The organism is Streptomyces sp. NBC_01335, from assembly GCF_035953295.1.
Taxonomy (GTDB): Bacteria; Actinomycetota; Actinomycetes; order Streptomycetales; family Streptomycetaceae; genus Streptomyces.
Genome location: NZ_CP108370.1, coordinates 3,778,589 through 3,805,227, shown reverse-complemented (window position 1 = coordinate 3,805,227; position 26,639 = coordinate 3,778,589). Strand labels below are relative to the sequence as shown.

At 72.1% G+C, this 26,639-nt stretch carries 19 protein-coding genes; 18 read left to right on the top strand and 1 reads right to left on the bottom strand.

The annotated features are described in order from the left end of the window. Positions 1-22: 22 nt before the first annotated feature. Entirely contained in the window at positions 23-550 is a 528-nt protein-coding gene (locus OG599_RS16310; protein WP_327176704.1) for a peptidylprolyl isomerase, read from the bottom strand. A 230-nt stretch (positions 551-780) separates the two neighbouring features. Here OG599_RS16310 and OG599_RS16305 point away from each other — a divergent pair, with 230 nt between their 5' ends. From OG599_RS16305 to OG599_RS16220, 18 genes are all read left to right on the top strand, one after another. After that, entirely contained in the window at positions 781-2,268 is a 1,488-nt protein-coding gene (locus OG599_RS16305; protein WP_327176703.1) for a glycoside hydrolase family 76 protein, read from the top strand. Between the two features lie 125 nt (positions 2,269-2,393). Beyond that, positions 2,394-2,606 carry a DUF4287 domain-containing protein gene (locus OG599_RS16300; protein WP_327176702.1) on the top strand — a complete coding sequence of 71 codons (213 nt, stop codon included), beginning with the start codon at positions 2,394-2,396 and terminating at the stop codon, positions 2,604-2,606. 299 nt (positions 2,607-2,905) lie between these two features. Continuing rightward, the gene (locus OG599_RS16295) at positions 2,906-9,811 is read left to right on the top strand and encodes a glycoside hydrolase domain-containing protein (protein WP_327176701.1); all 6,906 of its coding nucleotides are present in this window, start codon (positions 2,906-2,908) and stop codon (positions 9,809-9,811) included. 306 nt (positions 9,812-10,117) lie between these two features. After that, positions 10,118-11,461 carry a ricin-type beta-trefoil lectin domain protein gene (locus OG599_RS16290; protein ID WP_327176700.1) on the top strand — a complete coding sequence of 448 codons (1,344 nt, stop codon included), beginning with the start codon at positions 10,118-10,120 and terminating at the stop codon, positions 11,459-11,461. 250 nt (positions 11,462-11,711) lie between these two features. Beyond that, positions 11,712-12,668 (top strand): ABC transporter ATP-binding protein, encoded by a 957-nt coding sequence (locus OG599_RS16285; protein ID WP_327176699.1) that lies wholly within the window; start codon positions 11,712-11,714, stop codon positions 12,666-12,668. Continuing rightward, on the top strand, positions 12,665-13,456 hold the full coding sequence (locus OG599_RS16280; RefSeq protein ID WP_327176698.1) for an ABC transporter permease: 792 nt from the start codon (positions 12,665-12,667) through the stop codon (positions 13,454-13,456). The genes OG599_RS16285 and OG599_RS16280 overlap by 4 nt, the downstream gene beginning before the upstream one ends. A 95-nt stretch (positions 13,457-13,551) precedes the next feature. Next, positions 13,552-14,502: an ACP S-malonyltransferase gene (locus tag OG599_RS16275; RefSeq protein ID WP_327176697.1), complete on the top strand. Its 951-nt coding sequence runs from the start codon at positions 13,552-13,554 to the stop codon at positions 14,500-14,502. Continuing rightward, positions 14,489-16,033, top strand: coding sequence for a class I adenylate-forming enzyme family protein (locus OG599_RS16270; protein ID WP_327176696.1), 1,545 nt, complete (start codon positions 14,489-14,491; stop codon positions 16,031-16,033). The genes OG599_RS16275 and OG599_RS16270 overlap by 14 nt, the downstream gene beginning before the upstream one ends. Next, positions 16,014-16,268, top strand: coding sequence for an acyl carrier protein (locus tag OG599_RS16265; protein WP_327176695.1), 255 nt, complete (start codon positions 16,014-16,016; stop codon positions 16,266-16,268). The genes OG599_RS16270 and OG599_RS16265 overlap by 20 nt, the downstream gene beginning before the upstream one ends. A gap of 5 nt (positions 16,269-16,273) precedes the next feature. After that, positions 16,274-17,512 (top strand): aminotransferase-like domain-containing protein, encoded by a 1,239-nt coding sequence (locus tag OG599_RS16260; RefSeq protein WP_327176694.1) that lies wholly within the window; start codon positions 16,274-16,276, stop codon positions 17,510-17,512. Beyond that, entirely contained in the window at positions 17,509-19,812 is a 2,304-nt protein-coding gene (locus tag OG599_RS16255; protein WP_327176693.1) for a lantibiotic dehydratase, read from the top strand. Before OG599_RS16260 ends, OG599_RS16255 begins: the two co-directional genes overlap by 4 nt. Next, positions 19,809-20,822 (top strand): 2,3-diaminopropionate biosynthesis protein SbnA, encoded by a 1,014-nt coding sequence (gene sbnA / locus OG599_RS16250; RefSeq protein WP_327176692.1) that lies wholly within the window; start codon positions 19,809-19,811, stop codon positions 20,820-20,822. Before OG599_RS16255 ends, sbnA begins: the two co-directional genes overlap by 4 nt. A gap of 76 nt (positions 20,823-20,898) precedes the next feature. After that, positions 20,899-21,927 carry a 2,3-diaminopropionate biosynthesis protein SbnB gene (sbnB, locus tag OG599_RS16245; protein ID WP_327176691.1) on the top strand — a complete coding sequence of 343 codons (1,029 nt, stop codon included), beginning with the start codon at positions 20,899-20,901 and terminating at the stop codon, positions 21,925-21,927. Continuing rightward, positions 21,924-22,676 (top strand): 3-oxoacyl-ACP reductase FabG, encoded by a 753-nt coding sequence (gene fabG, locus OG599_RS16240; protein ID WP_327176690.1) that lies wholly within the window; start codon positions 21,924-21,926, stop codon positions 22,674-22,676. Before sbnB ends, fabG begins: the two co-directional genes overlap by 4 nt. Positions 22,677-22,711: 35 nt before the next feature. After that, a complete protein-coding gene (locus OG599_RS16235; RefSeq protein WP_327176689.1) occupies positions 22,712-23,008 on the top strand; it encodes an acyl carrier protein in 297 nt (98 codons plus the stop codon). Continuing rightward, positions 23,005-23,526 carry a 3-hydroxyacyl-ACP dehydratase FabZ gene (fabZ, locus tag OG599_RS16230; protein WP_327176688.1) on the top strand — a complete coding sequence of 174 codons (522 nt, stop codon included), beginning with the start codon at positions 23,005-23,007 and terminating at the stop codon, positions 23,524-23,526. Before OG599_RS16235 ends, fabZ begins: the two co-directional genes overlap by 4 nt. Before the next feature lie 68 nt (positions 23,527-23,594). Then, positions 23,595-25,562, top strand: a complete 1,968-nt coding sequence (locus OG599_RS16225; RefSeq protein ID WP_327176687.1) for a GNAT family N-acetyltransferase — start codon at positions 23,595-23,597, stop codon at positions 25,560-25,562. Between the two features lie 29 nt (positions 25,563-25,591). Continuing rightward, complete coding sequence (locus OG599_RS16220; RefSeq protein ID WP_327176686.1) at positions 25,592-26,635, top strand: aminomethyl transferase family protein; 1,044 nt, start codon at positions 25,592-25,594, stop codon at positions 26,633-26,635. Positions 26,636-26,639 lie beyond the last annotated feature (4 nt).

The following is a 26,639-nucleotide window of genomic DNA, read 5'->3' as shown; positions in this document are numbered from 1 at the left end:
GAGGGCCGTGGGCGCCGGCCGGTCAGCGGGTCTCGACGACGACCTGCTCGATGACCACGTCCTGCACCGGGCGGTCGTTGCGCGGGTTGGTCGACGTGGTGCCGATGGCGTCGACGACCTTCTTGCTCGCGTCGCTCGTGACCTCGCCGAAGATGGTGTGCTTGCCGGTGAGCCAGGTGGTCGGGGCGAGGGTGATGAAGAACTGCGATCCGTTGGTGCCCGGACCGGCGTTCGCCATGGCCAGCAGATAGGGCGTGGTGAACGCCAGGTCCGGGTGGAACTCGTCGGCGAACTTGTACCCGGGGCCGCCGGAGCCGTTGCCCAGCGGGTCACCGCCCTGGATCATGAAGCCCTCGATGACCCGGTGGAACACCGTCCCGTCGTACAGCGGGGCGTTGCTCGGCTGCGCGGTGTTCGGGTCGATCCACTCGCGCTCGCCCGTCGCGAGGTCCACGAAGTTGCGCACCGTCTTGGGTGCGTGGTTCGGCAGCAGCCGGATCTCGATGTCACCCTGGTTGGTCTTCAACGTCGCGTACAGCTCTTCCGCCATGACGATCCTTCGGTGTGCGTTTACGGGCCCGGCCAGTCTCGCGGCCCGGCGGGCGGGGCTGGGGCGGGGACGCGGCATGTCACCCGCACGAGTGGTCGGCACACACCAGTCCCACGCTCCTCCCGTACGCCGCCCCTGCACGTGTATTGACATGCACCTGGTAGTCCGGTCGGCTGATCGGGTCGGCCGACCGCCGGCGCGTCCCCCCACCGTCCGCAAGGAGTTGCCGCATGCCTTACCCCCGCAGAGGCCGGCGCCCGGCCGTCCTCGCCCTCTTCGCGAGCCTGCTGCTCACCGCCCTCCCGGCGGCGACCGCGCGGGCCGCCGAGTCCGCGACCGCCGCCGAATCCGTGACCGCCGCCGCCGAGGCGGCCATCTGCAACAAGCAGTGCGACGCCCGCGACCCCGCCGGCGCGACCTCGGACCGGACGCCGGTGAGCAGTGGGCTGTACGGGCGCACCGTCCGGCTGCACCTTTCGGACAACGATGTCATGGGATGGGCCTCGATCGAGAGCGGTTCGGCCGGGGACGAGGTCTGGATCGACCGCTCCTTCGACGGCGGCCGGAGCTGGGCTTCCGGGAGCAGGCTGGGCGCGACGGCCGTTCCCGCCGGATCGAGCGGCTGGCGCACCCAGATGTACAACGTCGACGACTGGAACACCGCCGGCGTCGGCGCGCTGCGCGCCTGCGGCAAGGCCGGAGACCGCCCCGAGATCACCTGCACCGGCTGGGCGCGGGTGAACTGGAACGCCTGGAGCCGTTCCACCGCCGCCGCGACCGGGCTGATGATGTCGTACGACCGGGGCACCGGCCTCTTCGGCGGCAACGGCTGGTGGACCGCCGCCAACGCGCTCACCGCCGTGCTCGACAACGCGCGCCTCAGCGGCATGCCGAGCTACCAGTACGCCATCGCCTCCACCTACGACAAGAACATCAACGCCCAGGGCGGCAGCTTCCGCAACGACTACCTGGACGACACCGGCTGGTGGGGCCTGGCCTGGGTCGCCGCCTACGACGCGACGGGCGACAGCCGCTACCTCGACACCGCCCGCGCGGACGCCGATCACATGCAGGCCTACTGGAACGGGACCTGCGGCGGCGGGGTGTTGTGGAACCGGACGACGACGTACAAGAACGCCATCACCAACGAGCTCTTCCTCCAGCTCAACGCGGCACTCCACAACCGCATTTCCGGCGACACGGTCTACCTGGGCCGGGCGAAGGCCGAGTGGTCCTGGTTCCGGGGGAGCGGCATGATCAACGGTGACCACATGATCAACGACGGGCTCACCGACGCCTGCGCCAACAACGGCCAGCCCACCTGGACGTACAACCAGGGCGTGGTGCTCGGAGGTCTCACCGAGCTGTACCGGGCCACCGGTGACTCCGCGCTGCTGACCACCGCCCGCACCCTCGCCGACGCGTCCACCGTCCGGCTCCAGACCGACGGGGTGCTGCGGGAGCCCGGCGAGGGCGACGACTGCACCGGCGACGGCCCGTCCTTCAAGGGCGCGTACGCCCGGGGCCTCGGCAAACTCGACACCCAGCTGAGCGACCACCCGTACGCGGCGACCCTCGACCGCTGGGCCGACGCGGCCTACGCCAAGGACCGCAACGCGCTCGACCAGTACGGCCCGCACTGGAACGGGGGCTCGGGCACCAGCGACTACGGCTGCCAGCAGAGCGTCCTCGACCTGCTCAACGCGGCGGGGCAGTAGGGGAAACCGCCTGCACGGGGGTGCGGTACGAGGGCTCGCGCCGTACCGCACCCCCTCCAGCACGTGTGAGGCGGGCCACTCTCGCCGGCCGATGGTTTCCGGGCGGCCGAGAGGTCTATCCCGGCATGACGAACTCCGTGAAGGGCCCCGCGAGTTACTTCCCCTCGATCGAGAAGACGTACGGCCGCCCCGTGACGGAATGGAAGGAACTGATCCGCGCGTCTCCCCTGACCAGGCACATGGAACTGGTCGCCTGGCTCAAGACCGCCCACGGCCTCGGCCACGGCCACGCCAACGCGCTGGTCGCCCACACCCGTGCGGAAGACGCCGTCAGCTGACGCGCGGTGGAGCGGCTCGGGGCGGAGCCGGAAGCGGGGGAATGGCCGAGTGCCGGGAGCGGCTCCGGGCCCGGCCACCTCCCGGGCGGGAATCGTTTGCCCCTCGTACGTTTTCTCCGTGTCTGATGGTGGACGGTGGTGAACGCGGCAGGGATGATCGCGGTGTTCACTTCCGTCCTGCTGTTTCTGGGTTGCACGCCCGGTGTCGTGGGCTGACAACGTTGTCTTCTGGTGAGGCCGAACCGTGCGACGCAGTGCGACGCCTGAGAGGTTCCGTGTCCATCAGATCCCATCCCCCCTTGCCTCCCGCGATACGCGCGGGAGCGGCCCCCACCGGCCGCCGGCCGCTGCGCGCGGCGGTCGCCGTGCTGCTCACCGGGGCGCTCGGCGCCGCCGCGCTGGCGGGCGGCGGCGCGGCCGTCGCCGCGCCCGGCGCGAGCACGTCCGCAGGCGCCTCCGGCACGGACTGGACCGCGCTCGTCGACCCGTTCGTGTCGACCGCCGGTGACGACGGCAACGACCTGCCGGGCGCGCAGGCGCCGCACGGTCTGGCCAAGGTCAACCCGCTGACCACGCCGAACCGCAACCACCCCGGGTACGACTACGACGAGGACCACATCGCCGGGTTCACGGCGACCAACCTCGACGGGGTCGGCGGCTCGGGCGGCGGTGGCGACCTGCTCGTGGTGCCGACCTCGGTGCGGTACGACAGCCGCCCCGCGACGAACACGTACGCCCACGCGTACAGCCACGACGACGAGTCCGCGAGCCCCGGCTCGTACAAGGTGGGCCTCGGCGCCCTCTCCGGTACGGCCTCCTCCGTGCAGCAGGGCCCGGGCACCATCGAGGCGGAGATGGCCGCGACCACGCGCACGGCGCTGGAGCGGTACAGCTTCCCGGCGGGATCGCAGCCCGAGCTTGTCCTCGACCTGGCGAACAACTTCACCAGCCGCACCCGTTCGACCCTGAAGGCGACGACGCTGCCGGACGGGACCACGTCGATCACCGGGCTCATCGCGGGGTCGTTCAACGGCGCCTCGTACCAGATGTACTACGCCGCCACCACGAACGTCCCCGTGACCTCGCTGAAGAGCTGGGGCGGCGACGGCAGGCTGAGCGACGCGACCGAGCGGGACGGGACCGACACCGGCGCCGTGCTCGGCTTCGACGCGTCCCACGGGGACGACATCGAGCTGCGCGTCACGCTCTCGCCGATCAGCGCCGAACAGGCCGCGACCGACCAGGCGGCCGAGGTCGGCGGCCTCACCTTCGACCAGGCCCGCGAGCGGACCGGGGCGGCCTGGAACAGCGCCCTCGGCGCGGTCGCCGTGAAGGCCTCGGAGAAATCCGACCCGGGGTCGACGCTGACCAAGGAGTTCTACACCCACCTGTACCGCATGTACGCGCTGCCGGTGAACGCCACCAGCACCAGCGGCACGTACCGCGGCGCCGACGGGGCGGTGCACAAGGCCAACGGCTTCACGTACTACGACGGTTGGTCCACCTGGGACGACTTCCGCAAGTACTCCGTCGAGGCGTACATCGACCCGGCCACCTACCGGGACATGGTGCAGTCGCTGATCGAGCTCTTCGCCGACACCCGCGCCACCGGCAAGAGCCTCGGCAGCCTCACCCACTCGGTGCCGACCGTGCGCTGGGAGCGCTCGGCGGTGCTGGTCGCCGACGCGCTGTCGAAGGGGTTCAAGAACTTCGACCGGCTCGACGAGGCGTACCCCGCGCTCATGGCGTACGCCGGGTACTACACGGGCGCGCAGCTGCGGCAGGGATACGTCACCGGTGACCCCGGTACGACCGTGCAGCGCGGCTACGACCAGTGGGCGCTCTCCGTCATCGCCGGTGCGCTCGGCAGGACGGACGACGCGGTGAAGCTGCGCGAGCAGTCGACCATGGCGATCGACAACCTGGTGAAGTCCGGTGCCTGGAAGGCTCCCGACGGCACCGAGGTCGGTCTGCTCACCCCGCGCGCGGCGAGCGGCGACTGGCAGGCCGCCGACTACGAGAAGTTCGAGGAGGCCGGTCTCTACCAGGGCACGCTCTGGCAGTACCACTGGTACGACGCGTACGACATGGGCGGCCTCATCGAGGCCATGGGCGGCGACAAGGCCGGCAAGGCCGCCGTCGCGCACATGTTCGGCGAGGACTCCAGCGCCGACGACGGCTCGACCATGCTGCACTCCAACGCCAACGAGATCGACCTGCAGGCCCCGTACCTCTTCAACTACGTCGGCGAGCCGAGCCTGACGCAGAAGTGGGTGCGCTCCATCTACACCGGCACCACCTGGAACCGGTACATCGCGACCGGCTCCACCAACGAAGCCCCCAGCGGAGGCGGCCAGTTCACCCCGCCCGTGAAGACGCAGGTCTACAAGCTCTCGCCGAACGGCTTCCTGCCGACCATGGACAACGACGCGGGCACCATGTCGACCATGTTCGTCGGTGCCGCCCTGGGCCTGTTCCCGGTGACCGCCGGCTCCAGCCAGTTCCAGATCGGCAGCCCGTTCTTCGACTCCACGACGATTCGCTACGCCAACGGCGCCACGTTCACCGTGAAGGCCGACGGCGTCTCGCCGAGCAACTACTACGTGCAGAGCGCGACCCTCAACGGCAAGAAGTTCGACAACACCTGGCTCGACTACGCGCAGATCATCGCCGGGGGCACCCTCGACTTCACCATGGGCGCCAAGCCCTCCAAGTGGGGCGCCGCCACGAAGCCCGCGTACTCGCTGAACACCGACACCGGCGACACCGGTGACGGCACGGCCCCCGGCAAGGGCGACACCGTCGTCTCCGCCAAGCCCGCCACCCTCGCCACGAAGGCCGACGGCACCGTCGACGGCAGCGTGCGGCTCACCCTCTCCGGACCGGCGACCCTCGCCGCCCGCAAGGGCACCAGCCTGACCAAGTCCGGGGCGGCCACCGTCACCGGCCTGCCCGGCGGGGTCACGGCGGACCTGCGCGTCACCGACGCGCACACCGCGACCCTGTCGCTCAAGGGCACCACCGACGTCGACGCGCACCTCGGCATCACCTTCGCCGACGCGGCCTTCGCCCACGGGTCGAAGGCGTCCACGGTGCGCGGCACCGGGATCTCCCCGACCGACCCGCTCACCGTCTCCGCCGCCGCGGTGCACCGTACGACCCTGAGCGCACTCGTCGCCCAGGCGTCCCCGGTGCGCGCCGGCAACTACTCGGACGGCTCCTGGAGCCTCTTCCGGGCGGCGCTGGAGCGCGCCCGGACCGTCCTCGCGGACCCCGCCTCCGCGACCGGCACGCTCATGGCCGCCGAGGACGCGCTGCGCTCCGCCGCCACCACCCTCACCATCGACGAGGGCGGCTACGCGGTCCTCCAGGCCGAGTCCCCCGACGAGAAGGAGGGCCCGAACCTCGTCAGCGAGCGCAACAGCTCGGACGGCGACCTCGGCGGCGTCACCGAGGGCTCGTGGGAGCGCTACACCAAGCTGGACTTCGGCGGCGTCGCCCCGCGCAGCCTCTCGATCCGCTACGCCAACTCCCAGGCGACCACCGCGAAGCCGAGCAGCGTCGACATCCACGCGGGCGGAGCCGACGGTCCCGTCGTCGCCACCGCCCAGCTCCCCGGCACCGGCGGCTGGCAGTACTGGACGACGGTCCGGGCCACCGTCACCGACCCGGACGCCCTGCTGACCGCGAAGAGCGCGACCTTCGTGTTCCACGCCCCGGCCGGACAGCAGTGGGTGTCGAACTTCGACTGGTACCAGTTCTCTCCGTACGCGGTCGCCGAGTCGGCCACGACCACGCTCGCCACGCTGACCGCGGCCAACGCCTCTTCGACCGGCGGGGGTTCGCTCCCCCTCAAGACGTCCGGGGGCATCTTCGAGAACACGACGAACGGCGCCTGGGCCGTGTGGAAGGACACCGACCTCAGCACCGGCGCCGACACCGTCGCCGTCAGCTACGACAAACCGCAGACCCGCTCGGCGGCCGACTCGCACATCGAGCTGCACCTCGGCACGGTGGACGGACCGAAGGCCGCCGACATCCCGCTCGACTACACCGGTTCGGGCTGGGGCACCCTCGCCACCACCACCGTCCGCCTCGACCCGGCCGTCTTCAAGGGCGTCCAGGACGTCTACGCGGTCTTCGCCTCCACCACCCAGACGTCCGCCCAGCCCTACGTGGCCAACGTCTACTCACTGACCCTGGCGCAGGACGCCGCCGCCCCCGTGGCGGTCGACGCCACCGCGTTCCGCTCGAACAGCGGCGGCGGGCTCAAGAGCGAGCCGGCCGGCTGGAGCGGCGCCGGGTCCACCACGGACCTCGGCGGCACCTACGACGGAGCCTGGCTCGACTACGGGGACATCGCGTTCGGCGCCTCGGCGAAGAACACCGTCACCCTCACCTACGCCAACAACTCCGCACGCTGCGGTACCGGTTCGGCCGTCCAGATCTACCTGGACGCCTTCGACCCCGCCGCCCCCGGGACCCCGTACGCAGTCGTCCCGCTGCCCGTCACCGGGAGCGCCTGGTCGTCCGGCGGTACGACGAGCCTGACGCTGCCCGAGGGCATCACCGGCACCCACGGCCTCCACCTGCGCCTGGTGACCACCGCGGACTCCGCGCACCCGTACGTGGCGAACCTGGGCCGGATCACCTTCGACCACGTCGACGCGCCCGCCGCGACGGACCCGTCCGCGCTGCGCGAGGCGATCGAGCGGTACGAGGGACTCGCCGGCCGGGCGGACCGGTACGACGCGATCGACTTCGGGGTGTACCTGCGTGAACTCGACGCCGCACGCGCCCTGGTGGACGCCGAGGACGTGACCCAGCTCGAAGTCGACACCCGCACCCGCAGCCTCACCCTCGCGGCGAACCAGCTGATCCCGCTGCCGAGGCTCACCCTGGAGGACCTGGTCGAGACCGCCTCGGTCCTGCAGAACACGCGCTACACCGACGTCTCCTGGAAGGCGTTCACCACCGTGCTCACCGCGGCGAAGACGGCCGTGGCCGACGACACCGCCACGGACGCGACGCTCACCGCACGGTACGACGCCCTCCGCCACGCCGTCTCGGCGCTCACCACCAAGCCCAGGTCGGCGCCGGTCGCTCCCGACGCGGTCTCGGCGAGCTCGTCCGGCACCAGCGTCACCGTCGCCTGGTCCGCCCCCGCGGACGACGGCGGTTCGCCCGTCACCGGCTGGACCGTCACCCTCGACGACGGCCAGCAGGTCGAGATCGCCGACCCGGACAGCCGGAGCACCACCTTCACCCGGCTGCGGTCCGGCCGGTCCCACACCGCGCGGGTCCGCGCGGTGAACGCGTACGGCACCTCGCGCCCCAGCGCCGCCACGGCACCCGTGGTGACCGCGGGCGGCAAGCCGCAGCAGCCCACCGTGACCGGGGTGGTCACCCACGGCAAGCACACCCGGGTGACCTGGCGTCCCGCCGCCGACGGCGGATTCCCGGTCCTCGGCTACACCGTCCGCCTCGGCGACGGCACCACCGCGCACCTCTCCGCCACGGCGGACACCGCGCTGCTCACCACCGACGGCGAGGCGAAGGCGCAGACCGCCACGGTGACCGCCGTGACCCTGGCCGGAACCTCCGCCGACCCGGCCGCGGTTCCGGCCGGTCCGGCGACCGCCGCGTACGAGCCGTCCGCCTTCCCGGCGGCCACGCTCGACGCGAGCTACCCCTCGGACGCGTGGCCGACGACCGGCGACGGCAGTGACTACTTCCGTAACCTGCTCGACGGCTTCGCCGACCTCTCCACCGACATCCGCGGCACCAACGCCAAGGTGCCCGCCGGCACCCCGCCCACCGCCGAGAACGACAAGATCGCCGTCGCCATCAACAACGCGGCGACCCAGAAGGAGGTGGACCGCGCCGAGGTCGACGCGACCCACAGCGCCACCGTCACCATGGCCGACGGCCTCGGCTCCCGGCTCGGCACGGTCTACGCCGACGCCCTGAACGACGGCCGACTGCCCAAGACCAGCGCCCTGTTCTCCCGCGTCTCCTCGCAACTCGACCAGGTGGACCCGACGAAGAACCACTACGCCTACCAACGCCCCTACGTCCGGCTGGGGTTCATCGGCGACGGTGGCGACATCTACGAGTCGCAGGACGGCTCGTACAGCGGCCTGAGCACCAGCGGCTCCTACCCCAGCGGCCACACCTACGGCGGCTACGAGGCCGGGACCGTCCTCGCGACCCTCCTGCCGGAGCTGGCGCCGTCGATCCTCGCCCGCACCTCGGAGTACGGCAACAACCGCGTCATCCTCGGCTTCCACTACCCGCTGGACGTCATGGGCGGCCGGATGAGCGCCCAGGCCACCGTGGCCCACCGCTGGGCGGACCCCGCCTTCGAGGAACTGCTCGCCCAGGCCCACACCGAAATCGAGAACGTGCTGCTCGCCGGTTGCGAGAAGGAGGGATACGGCACCACCCTCGCGGCCTGCGAGGGCGACGCGTACGCCGGTCTGAGCACCGCCCAGCAGGTCGACGTGTACACGCGCCGCCTGAGCTACGGCTTCTCCCAGGTCGGGCGGTCCGGCCAGGCGCTGAAGGCGCCCGCCGACGCGGCGGCCCTGCTGATCACGGCCTTCCCGGACCTCACCACCGAGCAGCGCACGCAGATCATCGAGCAGACCGCCACGGACTCCGGCTACCCGCTCGACCTCACCGGTGACGGCGAGGCGAGCTGGGAGCGGATCAACCTGGCCGCCGCCATGGCCGCGCAGGTGGCCGTCAACGCGGACGGCTCGGTCACCGTGACCAACTTCGCCGACGCCACCAAGGCGGCGATCGCCGACGCGAGCGCGATCACGGTCGGCGGCGTGCCGATCGACGGGTTCGACCCGGAGGTCTCCACGTACGTGGTGGACGTCGAGAAGAACGCGAAGGCCCCCGCCGTCACCGCCGTACCGGCCCAGCCCGGCGCGAAGGTGAAGGTCACCGAGGGCAGCAAGATCCTCTCGTCCTCGGGCTCCGGCTCCGGCTCGAAGTTCACCACCCGCACCATCAGGGTGACTTCGGCCGACGGCGCGGTCACCCGGACCTACACGGTCGGGCTGCGTTCCACCGACCGCGACGACCGGCCGGTCGCGGCCGGCGGCGACCACCGCGGGGGAGCCTCCGGCTCGGGCGGCGGCTGGTCACCGTCCACGGACTGGCGGGAGCCGCTGCGGCTGCCCGGTCTGCGGTAGCGGCCAGGCGTCTCCGTCGCACGGTTGGCGGGGGCGCGCGTCCCTTCGTACGGCCCTTCCGGGAGAACCTTCGCGGTTCTCCCGGAAGGGCCGATCGCGTTCCCGGGGCGACAGTTGTGCGAACGGGGACCCCCTTCAACCTGTGAAGGCGAATGCACCCGAAGGAGAACGTGTCAGGTGTCTTGTCGAATGCAGGACCCACCGACAAGCTGTGTTCATGACATCTCAGGTCTATACCTGGTGATGCCCCGTCAGGGTTGCCCGAGCGGCCATGCGAAGGCACGCTTCTCCCCGGAGGTCGGACATATGCGCTTGAACTGGGCAAAATCGCGGCGCGGCGGGTGGACCAAAGCGCTCAGGCTGCTCCCCGTCGTCGCGGTCACGGCGGCGTTCACCGTCGGCGGCACGGCGACCGCGGAGGCGTCCGTACCGGCGCCGCCGTCGGGCTTCACCCTCACCTGGAGCGACGACTTCAACGGCGCGTCCGGCACCGGCATCGACCAGGGCCTGTGGAAGTACGACACCGGGCCGGGCAGCAACTTCGGCACCGGTGAGATCGAGACCATGACCAACAGCACGTCGAACGTCTACTACGACGGCCAGAGCCACCTGGTCCTCCAGGCACTGCACTCCGGCTCCGACCCGAGGGCCGGATGGACCTCCGGCCGGGTGGAGACCCAGGCCGCCACCTTCGGCGCCCCGGCAGGCGGAGTCGTACGCATGGAGTCCGTCCTCCAGCAGCCCAACGTCACCACCGCCAACGGAGCCGGCTACTGGCCGGCGTTCTGGATGCTCGGCGCACCCCTGCGCTCCGGTGTCACCTGGCCGAAGTCCGGCGAGGTCGACATCATGGAGGACATCAACGGCCGCAGCTCCGACTTCTCCACCATCCACTGCGGCGTCAACCCCGGTGGCCCGTGCGGCGAGTCGACCGGCATCGGCTCCGGCGAGCGCGCCTGTCCGGGCTGCCAGACCGGCTTCCACGACTACGCGGTGGAGATCGACCGCTCGGTCTCGCCCGAGCAGGTCCGGTTCTACCTCGACGGGAACAACTTCTTCACCGTCAAGGCCAACCAGGTCGACGCGACGACCTGGGCGGACGCGATCGACCACCCCTTCTTCATCATCTACGACCTGGCGATCGGCGGCGGCTTCCCGGACGCCTTCGGAGGCGGCCCCAACGCGGCCACGGTCTCCGGCGGCAAGCTGATCATCGACTCGGTGGCCGTCTACAACAAGGCCCCCGGCTCGGGCGGCGGCACCACGGGCGGTTCGACGATCGTCGGCCCTGGCGGCAAGTGCGTGGACGTCGCCGGTGACGACACCGGCGGCGACGGCACCGCCGTCCAGCTCTGGGACTGCCAGGCGGCGGCCAAGGACCAGCACTGGACGTGGAGCGGCCAGACCCTCCAGACCCTCGGCAAGTGCCTCGACATCGCCGGCGGCAACAGCGCGGCCGGCACGAAGCTCCAGCTCGCCACCTGCAACACCGGCGGCTACCAGTCCTGGGTGAAGCAGTCCGACGGCTCTCTGAAGAACCCGACCAGCGGCCGCTGCATCGACTCCCCGAGCGGCGCCACCGCCAACGGCACCCGGCTCCAGATCTGGGACTGCAACAGCTCCGCAGCCCAGAAGTTCGCCCTGGGATAGCACCGGGTCCCGTCGGGGGACCACGCAGGCAGAAGGGCCCCGCAGCGAGCTGCGGGGCCCTTCGACGTGTGCGGGCCCCCTCCCGCGCCGGCTTGCGGCTCGCCTTGTCGCGCGGACTCCTCCGCGTCCCGACAGAGGCTCCTCCGCATCCCGATAGCGGCCGGATAGTCCGGCGGGCAGGGGCGGATAGGCGGTCCCGGAAGAGTGGCCCCTGCCAGGCCGCCCCCACCCAGATCGTGAGGACCCGAAGATGATCGAAACCCGACCGCGCCAGGTGACCGAGGAGGTGACGTCCTCGGATGCCGTCCGGCTCGACTCTGTCGTGAAGCGGTTCACCGATGCCAAGGGAGAGCGGTTCACCGCCGTCGACGGCATCGACCTGCGCATCCGGCGGGGTGAGATCGTGGCCTTCCTCGGTCCGAACGGCGCCGGCAAGACGACCACCATCGACATGCTGCTCGGGCTGACGCGGCCCGACGAGGGCTCGGTGCGACTGTTCGGACGTGAGCCCCAGCAGGTGGTGCGCTCCGGACAGGTCGCCGCGGTGCTCCAGTCGGGCGGGCTGCTGCCCGATCTGAGCGTCGAGGCCACCGTACGGATGCTCGGTTCGCTGCACCCCGGTGCCGACGTCGACGGGGTGCTGGCCCGGGCCGGACTCGACCAACTGCGCGGCCGTCGCGTCGCGGAGTGCTCCGGCGGCGAGCAGCAGCGGCTGCGGTTCGCCCTCGCCCTGCTCTCCGGGCCCGAGTTGCTGGTCCTGGACGAGCCGACGGCCGGCATGGACGTCGTCGCCCGCCGGGAGTTCTGGGCCACGGTCCGTGAGGACACGGAGCGCGGCATGACGGTCATGTTCGCCACCCACTACATGGAGGAAGCGGACCGGTTCGCCGACCGGGTGGTGATGATCGACCGCGGTCGTGTCGTCGTCGACGGTGCGGTGTCCGACGTGCGGTCCGCTCTCAGCGGGCGCACCGTGTCGGCGCGGATCGGCGAGCAGGGCGCCGCCGCCCTCGCGCGGTCCCCGCTGGTCCGCTCGTGCACCCCGCGCGGCGGCCGGTACCACTTCGACACCACCGACTCCGACGCGCTGCTGCGTCTGCTGATCGAGCAGACGGCCGCCACCGACATCGAGGTCACCACGCGCAGCCTCGAAGAGGCCTTCATGACCCTCACCCACCACAGCCGTACCGAAGGGGGCACCCGATGAGCGCCGCCTCAGCCACCCACCAGGCGCGGACCTCGCCGTTCAGCGGCGTCAACTCCGTCTTCATCGGCTATGAACTGCGCCGCCGCTTCAACCGGCAGACCACGATCTTCACGCTGCTGTTGCCGGCCGTCCTCTACCTGGCTCTCTTCCGTACCGAACCCGACGGTGCCACCCTCCCGCACGGCAACTTCGCGGCCTGGATGATGACCGGCATCGCCGTGTACGGAGCGGCGACCGCGGCGGTCAGCTCCGCGGCCACCATCTCGGTGGAGAAGGCGTCCGGCTGGATGCGCACCATGGCGCTCAGCCCGCTCGCCCCTCCCGGTTACCTCTTCGTCAAGGTGCTGTCCTCCGTGATCATGGCGGCGGTGCCGGTGGCCGTCGTGGGCGTGCTCGGTGTGTTCACCGGGGTGGAGGCCACGGCCACGGTGTGGGTGACGTCCCTGCTGGTGGCGTGGCTCGGCGCGGCCGTCTTCGCCGCCCTCGGCATCACGCTGGGGCTCGCTCTCAAGCCCGACACCGTGATGCACATGCCGGGTCTGACCATGACCGCGCTCGCCTTCCTCGGCAACCTCTTCATCCCGCTGTCCGGCACCATGCTGGAGATCTCCCGCTACTCGCCGATGTTCGGCGTCTCCACCCTCGCCCGCTACAGCCTGACCGAGGGCTACTCCTTCAGCGGTGAGCACTCCAGCCTCGCGATGGCGGTGGTCAACACCGTCGCCTGGTTCGCGGCCTTCTCCTTCATGGCCGTACGCCGCTTCCGTAAGAGCACCGGCCGCAACTGAGCCGGCGGCGCCCCTTGCCACCGTCCGACCTTTCCGCCTCCGACACCGGGCCCCGCACCGGTCAACGACACCCCTACGAAAGGAGATTCGAACTCATGTACGCATTCGTTGTACCGGGGCAGGGCTCCCAGACCCCGGGCATGCTGGCCGGCTGGCTGCGCGACCCGGTGCACGCCGAGCGGCTGCGCGCCTGGTCCGAGGCCGCCGATGTGGACCTCGTGCACCTCGGCGGCAAGGCGCCGGCCGCGGAGATCGCCCGTACCGAGAACACCCAGCCGCTCCTGGTCGCCGCCGGGCTCCTCGCCCACGAGGCGCTCACCCTGGCCGAGCCGGACGGCCCGCTGGTGGCCGCCGGGCACTCGGTGGGGGAGCTGACCGCGGCGGTGTACGCCGGAGTGCTCGACCCCGCCGACGCCGTGCGGCTGGCCGCGGTGCGTGGCCGGGCGATGGCCGTGGCCTGTGCCGAGGTACCCACCTCGATGGCGGCCGTGGTCGGCGGCGAGGAGTCCGACGTGCTCGGCCGCATCCGCGAACTGGGCCTGTACGCGGCCACGTTCAACGGCCCGGGGCAGATCGTCGCGGCCGGACCCACGGCGGAGCTGGAGCGGCTCGTGGCCGCCCCGCCGCCCTCCGCCACGGTGAAGATGCTCCAGGTCGCCGGCGCCTTCCACACCCCGTACATGGAGTCCGCGCGCCGGGCCGTCGCCGCGGCGGCCGAGCGGACACCCTTCCGGCGGCCGACCGGATCCCTCCTGTCGAACGCCGACGGTTCGGTCGTCCGCGAACCGGACGACATCCGCCGCCGCCTGGTCGAGCAGGTGGTCAAGCCGGTGCGCTGGGACCTGTGCCTGGAGTCGCTCGGCCGGATCGCACCCGAGGTGACGGTCTGTCTGCCGCCCGCCCGCACCCTCGCGGGCATCCTCAAGCGCCAGCTTCCCGAGCTGGCCGTCGTCTGCGTCACCGCGCCCCGGGACCTCGACAAGGTGCGCTCCCGGATCGGTGCCGCAGTCGCCTGGAAGGAGGACCTCGTCCATGCCGGTGTCTGAGCTGTTCGCACGTGCCCGCGCCGAGCGCCCCGGGCACCTCGCCCTCGTCGACGCCGCCGGGTCGCTGACCTACGCGGAGCTGGGCGCCGAGTCCGACCGGGCGGCCGGCTGGCTGCGCGGTCAGGGAGTGGGTGCGGGTGACCGTGTCGTCTACGCCGGTGGCGGCGACCGTACCTTCCTCGCCCTCCTGTGGGCCGCGTTCCGCATCGGGGCGGTGTTCGTCCCGGTGCACCCCGACCTCACGGACCACCAGCTCGACCACATCGTGCGGGACTGCACGGCCGCTCTCGCCGTCTGCCCGCCCACCGCGGGCGGCAGCGCCCGGAGGACCGTGGAGGTGGAGCGGGCCGTGCGCGAGATCGAGCACACGCCCGCCGACCACACCACCGCCGAGGTCGCGGACGACGCGGTCGCCCTGCTGATCTACACCTCCGGCACCACCGGCCGCCCCAAGGGCGTCGTCTGCCCGCACCGGCAGATCCTCGCCGCGGTCCGCGCGGTCGACGCGGCCCTCGGTTACCGCGGCGACGACGTGGTGCTGTGCCGGCTGCCGCTCTCCTTCGACTACGGCCTCTACCAGGCCCTGCTGTGCACGCTCAACGGTTCGGCCCTGGTGCTCACCGACCGGGGAGGCGACCTCGGCCTGATCCGGGTGATCGAGCGCCACGGAGTCACCGTCGTCCCGCTGGTGCCCTCGCTCGCGCAGATCCTCGTCCTGTTGCAGCGGAAGCTGCGCCGCGCCACCAGCGTCCGGCTGTTCACCAACACCGGTGCACGGCCCAGCACCGCCGTGATGCGCGAACTGCTCGACGTCTTTCCGGGCTCCGGCTTCGCCTCGATGTACGGCATGACCGAGTGCAAGCGCATCTCGGTCCTGGACCCGGCGCTCTACGAGCGGCATCCCGACTCGGTGGGCCGCGCCATCCCCGGTGTTCTGGTCCGGACGGTCGGCCCGGACGGGCGGACCCTCCCCCCGGGGGAGGTCGGCGAGATCGTCGTCGAGGGCGAGACCGTGATGGCCGGGTACTGGGGGGTCCCGCTGGAGCGGCAGAGCCGGTACGTGCGCCGCGCCGACGGCTCCCTGGAGCTGCACACCGGCGATCAGGGCCGGCTCGACGCCGACGGACTGCTGTACTTCGTCGGCCGTGACGACGACATGATCAAACGGCGCGGTGTGCGGATGGGCCTGTCGGAGATCGAGCTCGCCGCCGAGCGCGTCCCCGGCGTGTACGCCGCCGTCGCCCCGCGCCCCGCCGTCGAGGACGCCCCCTTCCTGCTCGCCGTGCAGACCGCTCTCGACCCGCACGAGGTCCGTACCGCTCTCGCCCGCCTGCTGGACCCGGCCCGCCTTCCCGACGCGATCGTCCCGCTCGACACCGTGCCGCTGACCGCCAACGGCAAGCCCGACCGCGCTGCCGTCGGCCTGCTGCTCGGGGCCGGCGCCGCCACACCCTCCCCGGCCGTCGCCACGGCCGTCACCACCGTCCCCGCCGCACTCACAGGGAGCTCCCATGGACCAGTCGCAGTTTGACCAGCTCGTAGAGGAGATATGCGTCGTGAAGGTCACCAGCTCCGAAGTGCCGCTCGTGGACCTCGGCGTGGACTCGCTCCACACCGTCGCCCTGGTGATGGCCGTGGAGGACCGGTTCGGCATCGAGCTGGACCCCGACGCGCTCGCCGACCTCTCGCTCACCTCGTCGGCCGGCCTGCTCAGGCTCGTGCACGAGCAGCTGGCGAGCGGCGCGCACGCGTTCTCGGGGAGCTGACCGCCATGTGGACCGACATAAGACCCGCGGCCGAGATGCCGCAGCTCTTCGAACGGGGCGGTGATCTGATCTCGTTCGCCGGCGGCCTGCCGGACCTCGACCTGCTGCCCCTGAAGGAACTCTCGGAGCAGTTCGCCCGGCTGACCCGGATCGGCGGCCGGATCGCGCTCCAGTACAGCACTCCGCACGTGGCCAAGGCCCTCGTCCCCGCCATCACCGACCTGATGGCCCGCGAGGGCGGCAGGACCGGCGCCGCGCACTTGGTGCCGACCGCCGGATCCCAGATGGGGCTGCTGGCCATCGGCCTCGGCCTCGCCTCGCCGGGGGAGACCGTCCTGTGCCAGACCCCCGCCTACCCGGGCGCGGCCACCGCGTTCCGTACGGCGGGACTGCGCCTGCACGGGGCCCCCGAGGACGCCGAAGGACTCGACCCGCTGGAGCTGCGGGCGACCGTGGCCCGGCTGCGGGCCGACGGACAGCGCGTACGGATGCTGTACTGCAACCCGACCTTCCAGAACCCCACCGGCGCGACCCTCTCCGTCGAGCGGCGTCACCGACTGGCCGACGTGGCGAGGGAACTGGACCTGCTGATCGTCGAGGACAACCCCTACGGGCTCCTCGGCTTCGACGGCGGCACCGTCCAGACCCTCCAGGGCATCGACCCTTCGAACGTCGTCTACCTCGGCACCTTCTCCAAGGTCTTCGCGCCGGGGCTGCGTTGCGGCTGGATCGCCGCGCCCGAGCAGGTCGCGGAGCGGCTGCGCCGCACGACCGAGGTGATGGCGCTGTCGCCGTCGGCGTTCGCCCAGGCCGCGCTCGCCGCGTTCCACACCCGCGGTGGCTGGGACAGCCTGATCGACGCCTACCGCGAGCGCTACCGGGAGCGGTGCGGCCTGATGGCCGACGCGCTGGAGGCGGAGCTCGGGACCGGAGGCCCCTGGCGGTGGCAGCGGCCGGACGGCGGCTTCTACCTGTGGCTGCGGCACGAGGGCGGCGCCGACACCGGCCGCTTCGCGCGCGCCGCGGCCGAACAGGGCGTCTCCTTCGTCCCCGGCAGCCACTTCGGGCTCGACGGGGAGTGCGGCGACGCGCTGCGCCTCTGCTTCAGCAACGTCCCGCGCAAGCGCATCCCCGAGGGGGTCGCCCGGCTCGCGGCGGCGCTGCGGGGCGAAGAGGCCGGCACCGGCATCGAGTCCGGCGTCGGCAGGGACATCGGCGCGGAGCCCGGGAGGCGGGTCGCGTGACCAGCACCCGTGAAGCGCTGCGCGAGCACGACTGGGCCGACTTCCGGCCCACCCGGCGCCTCGGCGACAGTGAGTGGCACATGTGGGGCGTCGGGCTGCTGCGCAGCGCCGGCTTCCCCGCCTCGGGACTCGACCTGCTCGGCGGGCCGGCGGCGGCCGACGCGGCCGACCGCGGCGACGAGGACGGCTTCACCACCGCCTACCTCGCCGACAGCGCGGCCGAAACGCGCCGCCTGGCCGTCCTCGCCGGTGACGAGAAGGTCCGCACGGCCATCGCCTGGCAGAACCGCACCGTCTACCGCGTGCTCGACGCGCTCGCCGCCGGCACGGGCAAGGAGTCCAAGCGCAAGCAGCGCGAGCGCACCCTGGCCATGTACTGGCTGCGCTACTGCGCCAAGGCCGAGACCATCGGCTTCTTCGGTCCTGCCGCCTGGATGTCCGTCGGGCGCGCGCCCGGGGGCCTCGCGGTGGACCACGGCGAGCGGCTGGTCGCGCGCAGCCGTACGTACTTCGAACGCTGGGCACTGGCCGCCGTCGCGGACTGGATGACCGCCCAGCCCGGAGCCCGCTGGTGGTTCCCGCCGCTGCCGCGCCCCGACGTCCACCTCGACGGCGACCGGCTGCTGCTGCCGGGCGGACGCGTGACGCGGCTGCGGCCGGAGGACCGGCAGGTCCTCGGCCACGCGGACGGGGAGCGCAACGGCGCGGCGATCGTCGAGGCACTCGTCCGCGAGGACGGCTGGGACGCCGAGGGGGCACGGCCCCGCGTCGAGAAGATCCTGACCCGGCTGCTCAAGCAGCGCGTGCTGAGCTGGGACGCCAACATCCCGGTCGACGTGCGGGCCGAGCGGATCCTGCGACGGCGGGTCGCCGCCGTCGCCGACCCCGAGCTGTTCGTCCGCTTCGAGACCGTCCTCACCGGACTCGACCGGCACCGTGACGCCATCGACGCCGCCACCGGCGCCGACGAACTCGCCGCACGCCTGGACGACTTGGACGAGTACTTCGTCCGGACGACCGGACTCGACGCGTCCCGCGACGAGGGCAAGGCGTACGCCGGCCGCACCCTCTGCTACCAGGACGCGGTGCGTGACTGCCAGGTCGAGGTCGGCACCGGCTTCCTGGACGGCATCGCCCGGCCGCTCGCCCTGGTCGCCGACGCGGCGGACTGGTTCGGCAACCGCCTGGTGGAGCTGGTCGAGGCGGAGGTGGCCGGGTTCGTCCGGGCTGCCGCGTCGCGGCGCTCCCCCGTCACCCTCGCCGACGTCTGGCCGCAGGTGCTCGGCCTGTTCTGGGGCGGCGACGGCGCCCGGCCGGTGCACACCGCGACGACGGAGCTCGCCCGCAAGTGGCGCGAGGTCCTCGCTCTCGATCCGGACGGCGTGGAGCCGGTCGCGCTGCGGGTCGCCGACATCGAGGGGCGGGCGCGCGCCGTCTTCGCCACCGGCCCGGTCCGCTCGCCCCATCTCGCCGTGCACAGCCCCGACCTCCAGGTGGTCCGGGAGGCGGACGGGGACCTGACCGTCGTCCTCGGCGAGCTGCACGCCTGCCTCGCCACCTGCGACCTGCCGTTCCTCGACTGGACCAGTGACGCCGGCTCCCTGCGCGACAAGGTGAACGCGGCGATCGGCGCACCACGTCTGGTACCGCTGCTCCCGGTCGACTGGAAGCGCAACAGCGGCCGCATGGTGCCCGCTCCCGTCGGCGCGGGGGACCGGCTCATCGGGTTCACCCGGGCGCCGTTCGACGACCGGTCGAGGATCGACCCGGCCGCCGCGATCACCCTGGCCGAGCAGGACGGCACGGTCACGGCCACCACGCCCGACGGGCGTGGGTGGAGCATGGCCGAACTGCTTGCCGTCCCGGTGTCGATCATCGCCGCGGACGCCTTCAAGATCGGGCTCGACCGGCCGCACGCCCCGCGCGTCGCCCTCGACGGGCTCGTCCTGTTCCGGGAGACCTGGCGGGTGCCGGCCGCGGAGATCCCGCTCGCCGTCAAGCCCGACCGGGCGGGCGACTACCTGGCCGTACGGCGCTGGCTGCGCGCGAGCGGGCTGCCCGACCAGGCCTTCGTGAAGTTCCCGCAGGAGACGAAGCCGTCCCTGGTCGACTTCACCAGCCCCACCCTCGTGCTCTCCTTCGCCAACCTCGTCCGCCGCACCCGGCTCCTCGACGCGGACGCCACCGTGATCCTCAGCGAGCCACTGCCGCACCCCCGGGACTCGTGGCTCACGGGGGCCGACGGTGAGCGCTACGTCAGCGAACTCCGGCTGCAGATCAGCAGAAAGGTACCGGAATGACCGTGGCCCCCTCCGTCGCGGCGACCCGCGCCGCAACCGCGGCCCGTCCCCGCGATCCGGACATCATCGCAACGATCGGCTCCACCCCGCTGGTCGCCCTCGACCGCCTCTTCCCGCCCACGCGCTTCCAGGTCTACGGCAAGTGCGAGCGATTCAACCCGGGCGGCTCCATCAAGGACCGCGCGGCCCGCTCCATGATCGAACACGCGTTGTCCACCGGGGTGTTGATGCCGGGCATCTCCACCGTCGTGGAGTCCTCCTCCGGCAACCTGGGTATCGCCCTGGCCCAGCTCTGCAACTTCTACCGGCTCGACCTGATCTGCGTCACCGACCCGCGCACCACCGCCCAGAACGCCGCGATCATGCGGGCGTACGGGGCGACGGTCGAGGTCGTGGACCGGGACGCGGAGACCGGCGAGTACCTGCCGTCCCGGATCAGGCGGGTGGGGGAACTCCTGAACACCGTGCCCGACGCCTACTGGCCCAACCAGTACGGCAACGAGTACAACGCCCTCGCCCACCAGCACACCATGCGCGAGATCCACGAGGCGCTCCCCGAGGCTCCCGACTACCTCTTCCTGGCCGCCGGCACCACCGGCACGCTGCGCGGCTGCGCCGAGTACATCGCCGCCGAGGGCCTGCCCACCCAGGTGGTGGCGGTGGACGCGGTGGGCAGCGTGATCTTCGGCCCGCCCGAGGCCTGGGAGCGCCGGCACCGCCGCACCATCCCCGGGCACGGCGCGGCGGTGGTCCCGGCGCTGCTGCGCCCCGGTCTCGCGGACCGGGTGGTGAAGGTGACCGACCTGGACTGCGTGCGCGGCTGCCGATCCTTGCTGGCGAAGGAGTCGATCCTCGCCGGCGGTTCGTCCGGCGCCGTCATGGCCGCCCTGCTGGACGCCTCCTCCTGGATCACGCCGGGTGCCACCTGCGTCGCGATCCTTCCCGACGGGGGCGACCGCTACCTCGACACGATCTACAGCGATTCCTGGGTGGAGTCCCGCTTCGGCTGACCGCCCGCCCGCGACGCGCCACCGTCCCGTCCACTCCCTTTCCCACCCCTCCTTCACGCAGAGGAATTGACCAGTCATGAGAATCCTCGGTCGCGAGGACGTCGCCGCCGCGCTCGACGGCCTCGATCCCGCCGTGCTCGACGCGGTACGCACCGCGTACGTGCTGCACGGCCAGGGCCGCTCGGAGGTGCCGTTCTCCGGTTTCCTCCGCCCGCCCGGCGACGACGGCTCCCGCATCATCTCGCTCCCCGCCTACCTGGGCGGACCCGAGCCCGTCATGGGCCTGAAGTGGATCTCCTCCTTCCCGGCCAACGTCGAGCGGGGTCTGCAGCGCGCCTCGTCGGTGCAGATCCTCAACGACCTGCGCACCGGCTACCCGACCGCGGTCCTGGAGGCCAGCCAGATATCGGCGTCCCGCACCGCGGCGTCGGCCGCCCTCGCGAGCCGCACGCTGCACGGCGACCACGCGGTGCGTACGGCCGGGCTGATCGGCTGCGGCACCATCAACCGGCGCGTCCTGGACTTCCTCGTGCTGGTCCACCCCGAGCTGGCCACGGTCACCGTCCAGGACGCGGTGCCCGGCCGAGCTGCCACCTTCGCCGCCCAACTGGCGTCCGAGCGGCCGGAGATCACCTTCGTGGCCGGCGGTGTCGACGACGCGCTGCGCGCCGGTACGGTCTCCATCGCCACCACCGACTCCAGCTACTGGCTCGACCTCGCCGCCCACCCCGACCGCCCCGACCGCCAGGTGATCCTGCACCTGTCGCTGCGCGACCTGAGCACGGACTCCGTCCTGAACGCCTACAACGTGGTCGACGACATCGAGCACGTGATGCGCGAGGGGACCTCGCTGCACCGCGCCGAGCAGGAGGTGGGCCACCGCCGCTTCGTGGGCGCCGAGATAGCCGCCGTGCTCGGCCGGAGCGAGGGGCCGGAGACCCGGGGGACCGTCGTCTTCTCCCCCTTCGGCCTCGGCATCCTCGACCTCGCCGTCGCCCGGACGGTCCTCACGGCGGCCACCCGGGACGGCATCGGCACCGAGGTGGACGGCTTCGACCCCGGCTCGCACCGGGTCACCGCGGCCATGGCGGGAGTCGCGGCATGAGCTTCCTCTTCCCCGAGGGCACCCGGGCCCTGGTCACCGGTGCCTCGCGCGGTATCGGCGCGGCCACCGCGCTGGCGCTCGCGGAGCACGGCTGCGACGTCGTCCTCAACTACCACTCCAGCGCTGCCAAGGCGGAGTCGGTCGCGGAGCAGATCCGCGCCCTGGGCCGCGAGGCCCTCCTCGTCCAGGCCGATGTCGGTGACGAGGCCCAGGTCATGGCGATGTTCAAGCGGATCCGCGCCGAGTGGGGGCCGGTCCAGGTCGCCGTCCTCAACTCCGGCGTGACCGCCGACGGCCACCTCGCGGCCATGAGCAGCGCCAAGTGGCAGGAGGTCATCGGCACCAACCTCACCGGCTCCTTCCTCACCGCCCGCGAGGCCACCAAGCAGATGTACGCGAGTGGCGGCTCCATCGTCCTGATCGCCTCCACCAGCGGAATCGCCGGCCGGGCCGGCCAGGCCAACTACGCCGCCAGCAAGGGCGGAGTGATCTCCCTGGCCAAGACCCTCTCGTACGAGGTGGCGCCGCGCGGCATCCGCGTCAACGTCGTCGCCCCGGGGTTCATCGACACCGACATGGTCAAGAAGGTCCCCCCGGCCCACCTGAAGGAAGCCCTCCAGGTGATTCCGCTCGGCCGCACCGGCACCCCTGCCGAGGTCGCCCAGGCCGCCGTCTTCATGGCCTCGTCCGCCGCTTCGTACATCACCGGAAAGGTGCTGACCGTCGACGGCGGAATGATCCCCAACTGACCGCAACACCCACCGATTCACAGGAGGAAACCACCATGTCCACCGCCACCTTCGAGGACATCCGCACGCAGGCCGAGGCCCGTCTCGACAAGAACATGAAGGTCAAGTCGATGATCATCGACCGGCTTGGGCTCGAAGTCGAGCCGGCCGTCGTCTCCGACAACCAGCCGCTGTTCGGCCGGGGCCTGGAGATGGACTCGCTGGACACGCTGGAGATCGTCGTCATGGTCAACAACGAGTTCGACGTGCTGATCAGCGACGACGACTTCGAGGCCTTCGGCTCCATCAACTCCCTGGTCGACTTCATCGAGGACCGGGAGACCGGCGCGTGAGCCCCGCGACCGCACTCCTCGAAGCGCAGGCCCCCGCGCCGGCGCGCAAGGCCCTGAGCTACTCGTCCGACGACATCAAGCGGATGCTGCCGCACCGCTGGCCGATGCTGATGATCGACCGGGCCTACGACGTCGTCCCGGGCGTCTCGGGCCGCGGCATCAAGAGCGTCTCCGTCAACGAGCCGTTCTTCGCCGGGCACTACCCGGACCACTCGATCATGCCGGGCGTGATGATCGTCGAGTCGATGGCCCAGCTCGTGGCCGTCGTCTACGTCGCGGAGATCCTCGAAAGCGCCGAGGGCACCGGAGGGGACGACGCCTCGCAGAGCGTCGGCTACCTCGGCTCCATCAGCAACATGAAGTTCTCCCGGCTCGTCGTCCCCGGGGACCAGCTCACGCTGGAGGCCAAGCTCGGGCAGCGCCTCGGCGGCCTGCGCCAGGTGAAGGTGCGGGCCACCGTCGGAACCGAGCTCGCCGCCGCAGGGACGCTCGTCGTCACCACCGGCCGCAAGGGCTGAACTCGCCCTCTCCCCTCCGGAGAAGCAACCGACTCACAACCACAAGACCGACAGAAGGAGGGGTGGTCATGGCCCTCACGATCCGCCCGTACCAGGAGAGCGACGCGCACGCCATCGCGGAGCTCTACAACCGCCACCGCGACAACCCCAACCCGGTCGCCGGGGGTGTCAGCGGCGCCGAACTCGCCCGCGAGCTGGCCGAGCGGGAGACGGCGACGTTCCTGGTGGCCGAGGACGACGACCGGCTCGTGGGTACGTTCGGCCTCTTCCACAACACCGGCCGGCGCTCGGGCCGGGCGGGCGAACTCATCGCGGACATGTTCTTCGTCCACCCCGCCCACCGGGGCGGCCTGGTCACCGGGCGGCTGTTCACCGAGGCCGTCGAATGGATGATGCGCACCGGCTGCCTCGTGCTGCGGCTGACCGTCAACCCGGCCAACACCGTGGCCTTCCGGCTCTACCGGCGCGTCGGCTGCGTGTCGGTGGGCCGGGCGGTCCCCGGCGAGGACGGCAACGTCGAGCTGCACAACTACATCCCGCTCGTCGTACGCGGCGTCCTCGCCGACCTCGGCGAGCGGGCCACGGCGGCCCTCGGCAGCCTGACCAGCTTCGCGTCCGTCACCGAGTCCCGCGACGACGAGCTGCGCTCGGACGTACGGGTGGTGGACGGGGTCCGCACCGTCGACTACAGCCTGGCGCTCGGCGAGTTCCGGATCGACGCGTCCGTGGACGTGGACCGGGGCGCCGTGCGCGAGGCCCGCCTCGTCGAGCCCGACGGCACGGAGCGCGCACTGCGCATCACCCGGCCTCCGTACGAGGTGCGGGCCCCGCGCGGGGTGGCGCCGTACCGGTTCACCGAGTCAGGCCTCACCTGTGAGGTGGACGGGGAGGACGGCACGCTGAGCGTCCTGGTGGCCGGGCACCCCGGCCCGGTACTCGTCTCGACCTGGCCGAGCTGCCGGGCCGACCGCCCGGCCGGCTGGCGCGAGGGCGAGCCCCGCGACCTCACCCTGGAGCCCGTCGAGGGCGGGATACGGGTCACCGAGCGGGACGGCGGCGCCACGGTCACCGGCACCTTCACCCTGGACGGCACCAGTCTGCTCCAGGAGTTCACCCGCACCGGCTCCGCGACCGGCCGGATCTTCCAGACCGTGGGCCTGCGCCAGGGCGTCTTCACCGACGCCGACGGAGCGGCCCACCCGATCGGGCTGGGCCAGGGGGTGCGCGACGCCTCCGAGATCGTCGCCGCCTCCCGGACCGTCCCGGAGGGCGCGGAGCTGACCTGGCGGGGACGGGACGTACGCGTCCAGCTGCCGGTGGACGGGCCCCTGCGGCTGGTCCACAGCACGCTCCTGGAGCGCCGCCCGGAACCCGGCGCGGACGGTGTGGCCCGGATGCGCACCACCATCCGTCCGAGCGGCGCGGACACCACGCGCCGCCTGGAGGCGCACGCCGCCGCGGGGGGCGTCACCGTCTGGCGGGAGGGCACCACCAAGGTGCTGCGCAGCCCCTACCCCCGCACCCGCTCCTACGGCTACAACCCCCACTGGTCCGCGGGCCTGTGGGTGACCCACGAGAACAGCCGCCACGACCGGGCCGCGGGGCTCGGCTGGGGGGTGCCGGCCCCCGGCGCCTGGGAGGAGAAGCACCCGCTCGGCCTCCACGCTCCGGACTCCGGCCTCGACTGGGAGATCGCCGCCGACGGCGACGGGATCCGCGTCGACGTCCGGGCCGGCGGGACGGACCGCGAGAGCGTGGTCTGGCTCACCCCGCAGACGCCGCTGAAGACGGCCGTCGTCCTCGACTCGGACGGCGAGCGCTGGGAGCTGAGCTCCGGCGACTTCCGCCAGATGTGGGCCCGCCGGGCGGCCGTCCGGCTCTCCGACGGGCGGTGGCTGCACTGCGCCCCCGCCGCCGGTCCGCACGACGAACTGGTGCTGCGCGCCTCGCCGTCGGGCCTGCTCGTCGGCGGTGTGTCCGCCGCACGGGAGAGCTCCTGGCTGCTCTCCGTACACGACGTACCCCTTTCCTTCTGAACCACCGACCCGAAAGGCAACGACAGATCATGACCGCCACCACCATCGCCCCGGCCGTCCGCACCGCCACCGAGGACTACGCCACCCTGCGCACCGCCGTCGGCGCCTACCGCGTCACCGCCCCGCTGGTCAGGCTGACCGGTGACGACCGGCTGACCTTCCTGGACGGCTTCCTCGCCAAGTCGGCCGACTACGTGGAGCCCGACTCGGTCCGTGAGGTGCTGGCGTTGAACGCCGACGGCACGCCGTTCGCGATCCTGCTGCACTTCGAGATCGGCGACGAGTCGTGGCTGCTGCCGCGCACCGCCGTCACCGCCGACGAGCTCGGGGACTACCTCGGCCTGTTCGACGCGTCCGCCGGCGTCACCGTCGAGATCTCCCCCGCCGGCTGGGGCGCCACCGCCTTCGAGGGGCCCGTGGCCTGGTCGGTCGCGGCCGGCTTCGTGGACTTCGACATCTCCGGCCTGACCCTGCACGCCGTCACCGAGTCCACCCTCGACGTTCCCGGCGCGACCGCCCACCTGGCCCGCGTCGGCACCACCGGGGAGTACGGCTACCTGCTGCTGTCCGACGCGCCGCAGGCCGCCCACGAGGCGGTGCTCGCGGGCGTCGCCGACAAGGGCGGCGCCGAGATCGGCGGGGAGGGCCTCTCCCGGGTGCAGACCGAGGCCGGGATGGGCGTGTACAGCGCCGGGTTCGGTGCACTGGGCGTCGCCGAGGCCGACCTGGCCTGGATGATCGACTGGAGCCGGACCGGCGAGTTCCACGGCTCCGACGAGCTGACCGCGCCGACCGGGTCCGAGGCCCGCCTCACCGCGCTCGTCGCCCCGGTCGGCAGCCGCTTCGCAGCCGGTACCCCGGTCACCGCGGCCGGTCAGGAGGTCGGCACCGTCCTGCACCAGGCGCCGGCCGCCAACCCGGAGGAGGAGCTGGTCCTGGCCCTGCTCGACAACCCCTTCTGGGTGCCGGGGCTGGAGCTGACCGCCGCGGACCTGGCGGGCGACGAGCGCCCGGTCCGCACCGCGACCCTGCCCCGGGTCATCGCCCGCTCCCTCACCATCAAGATCGCCTGAAGGG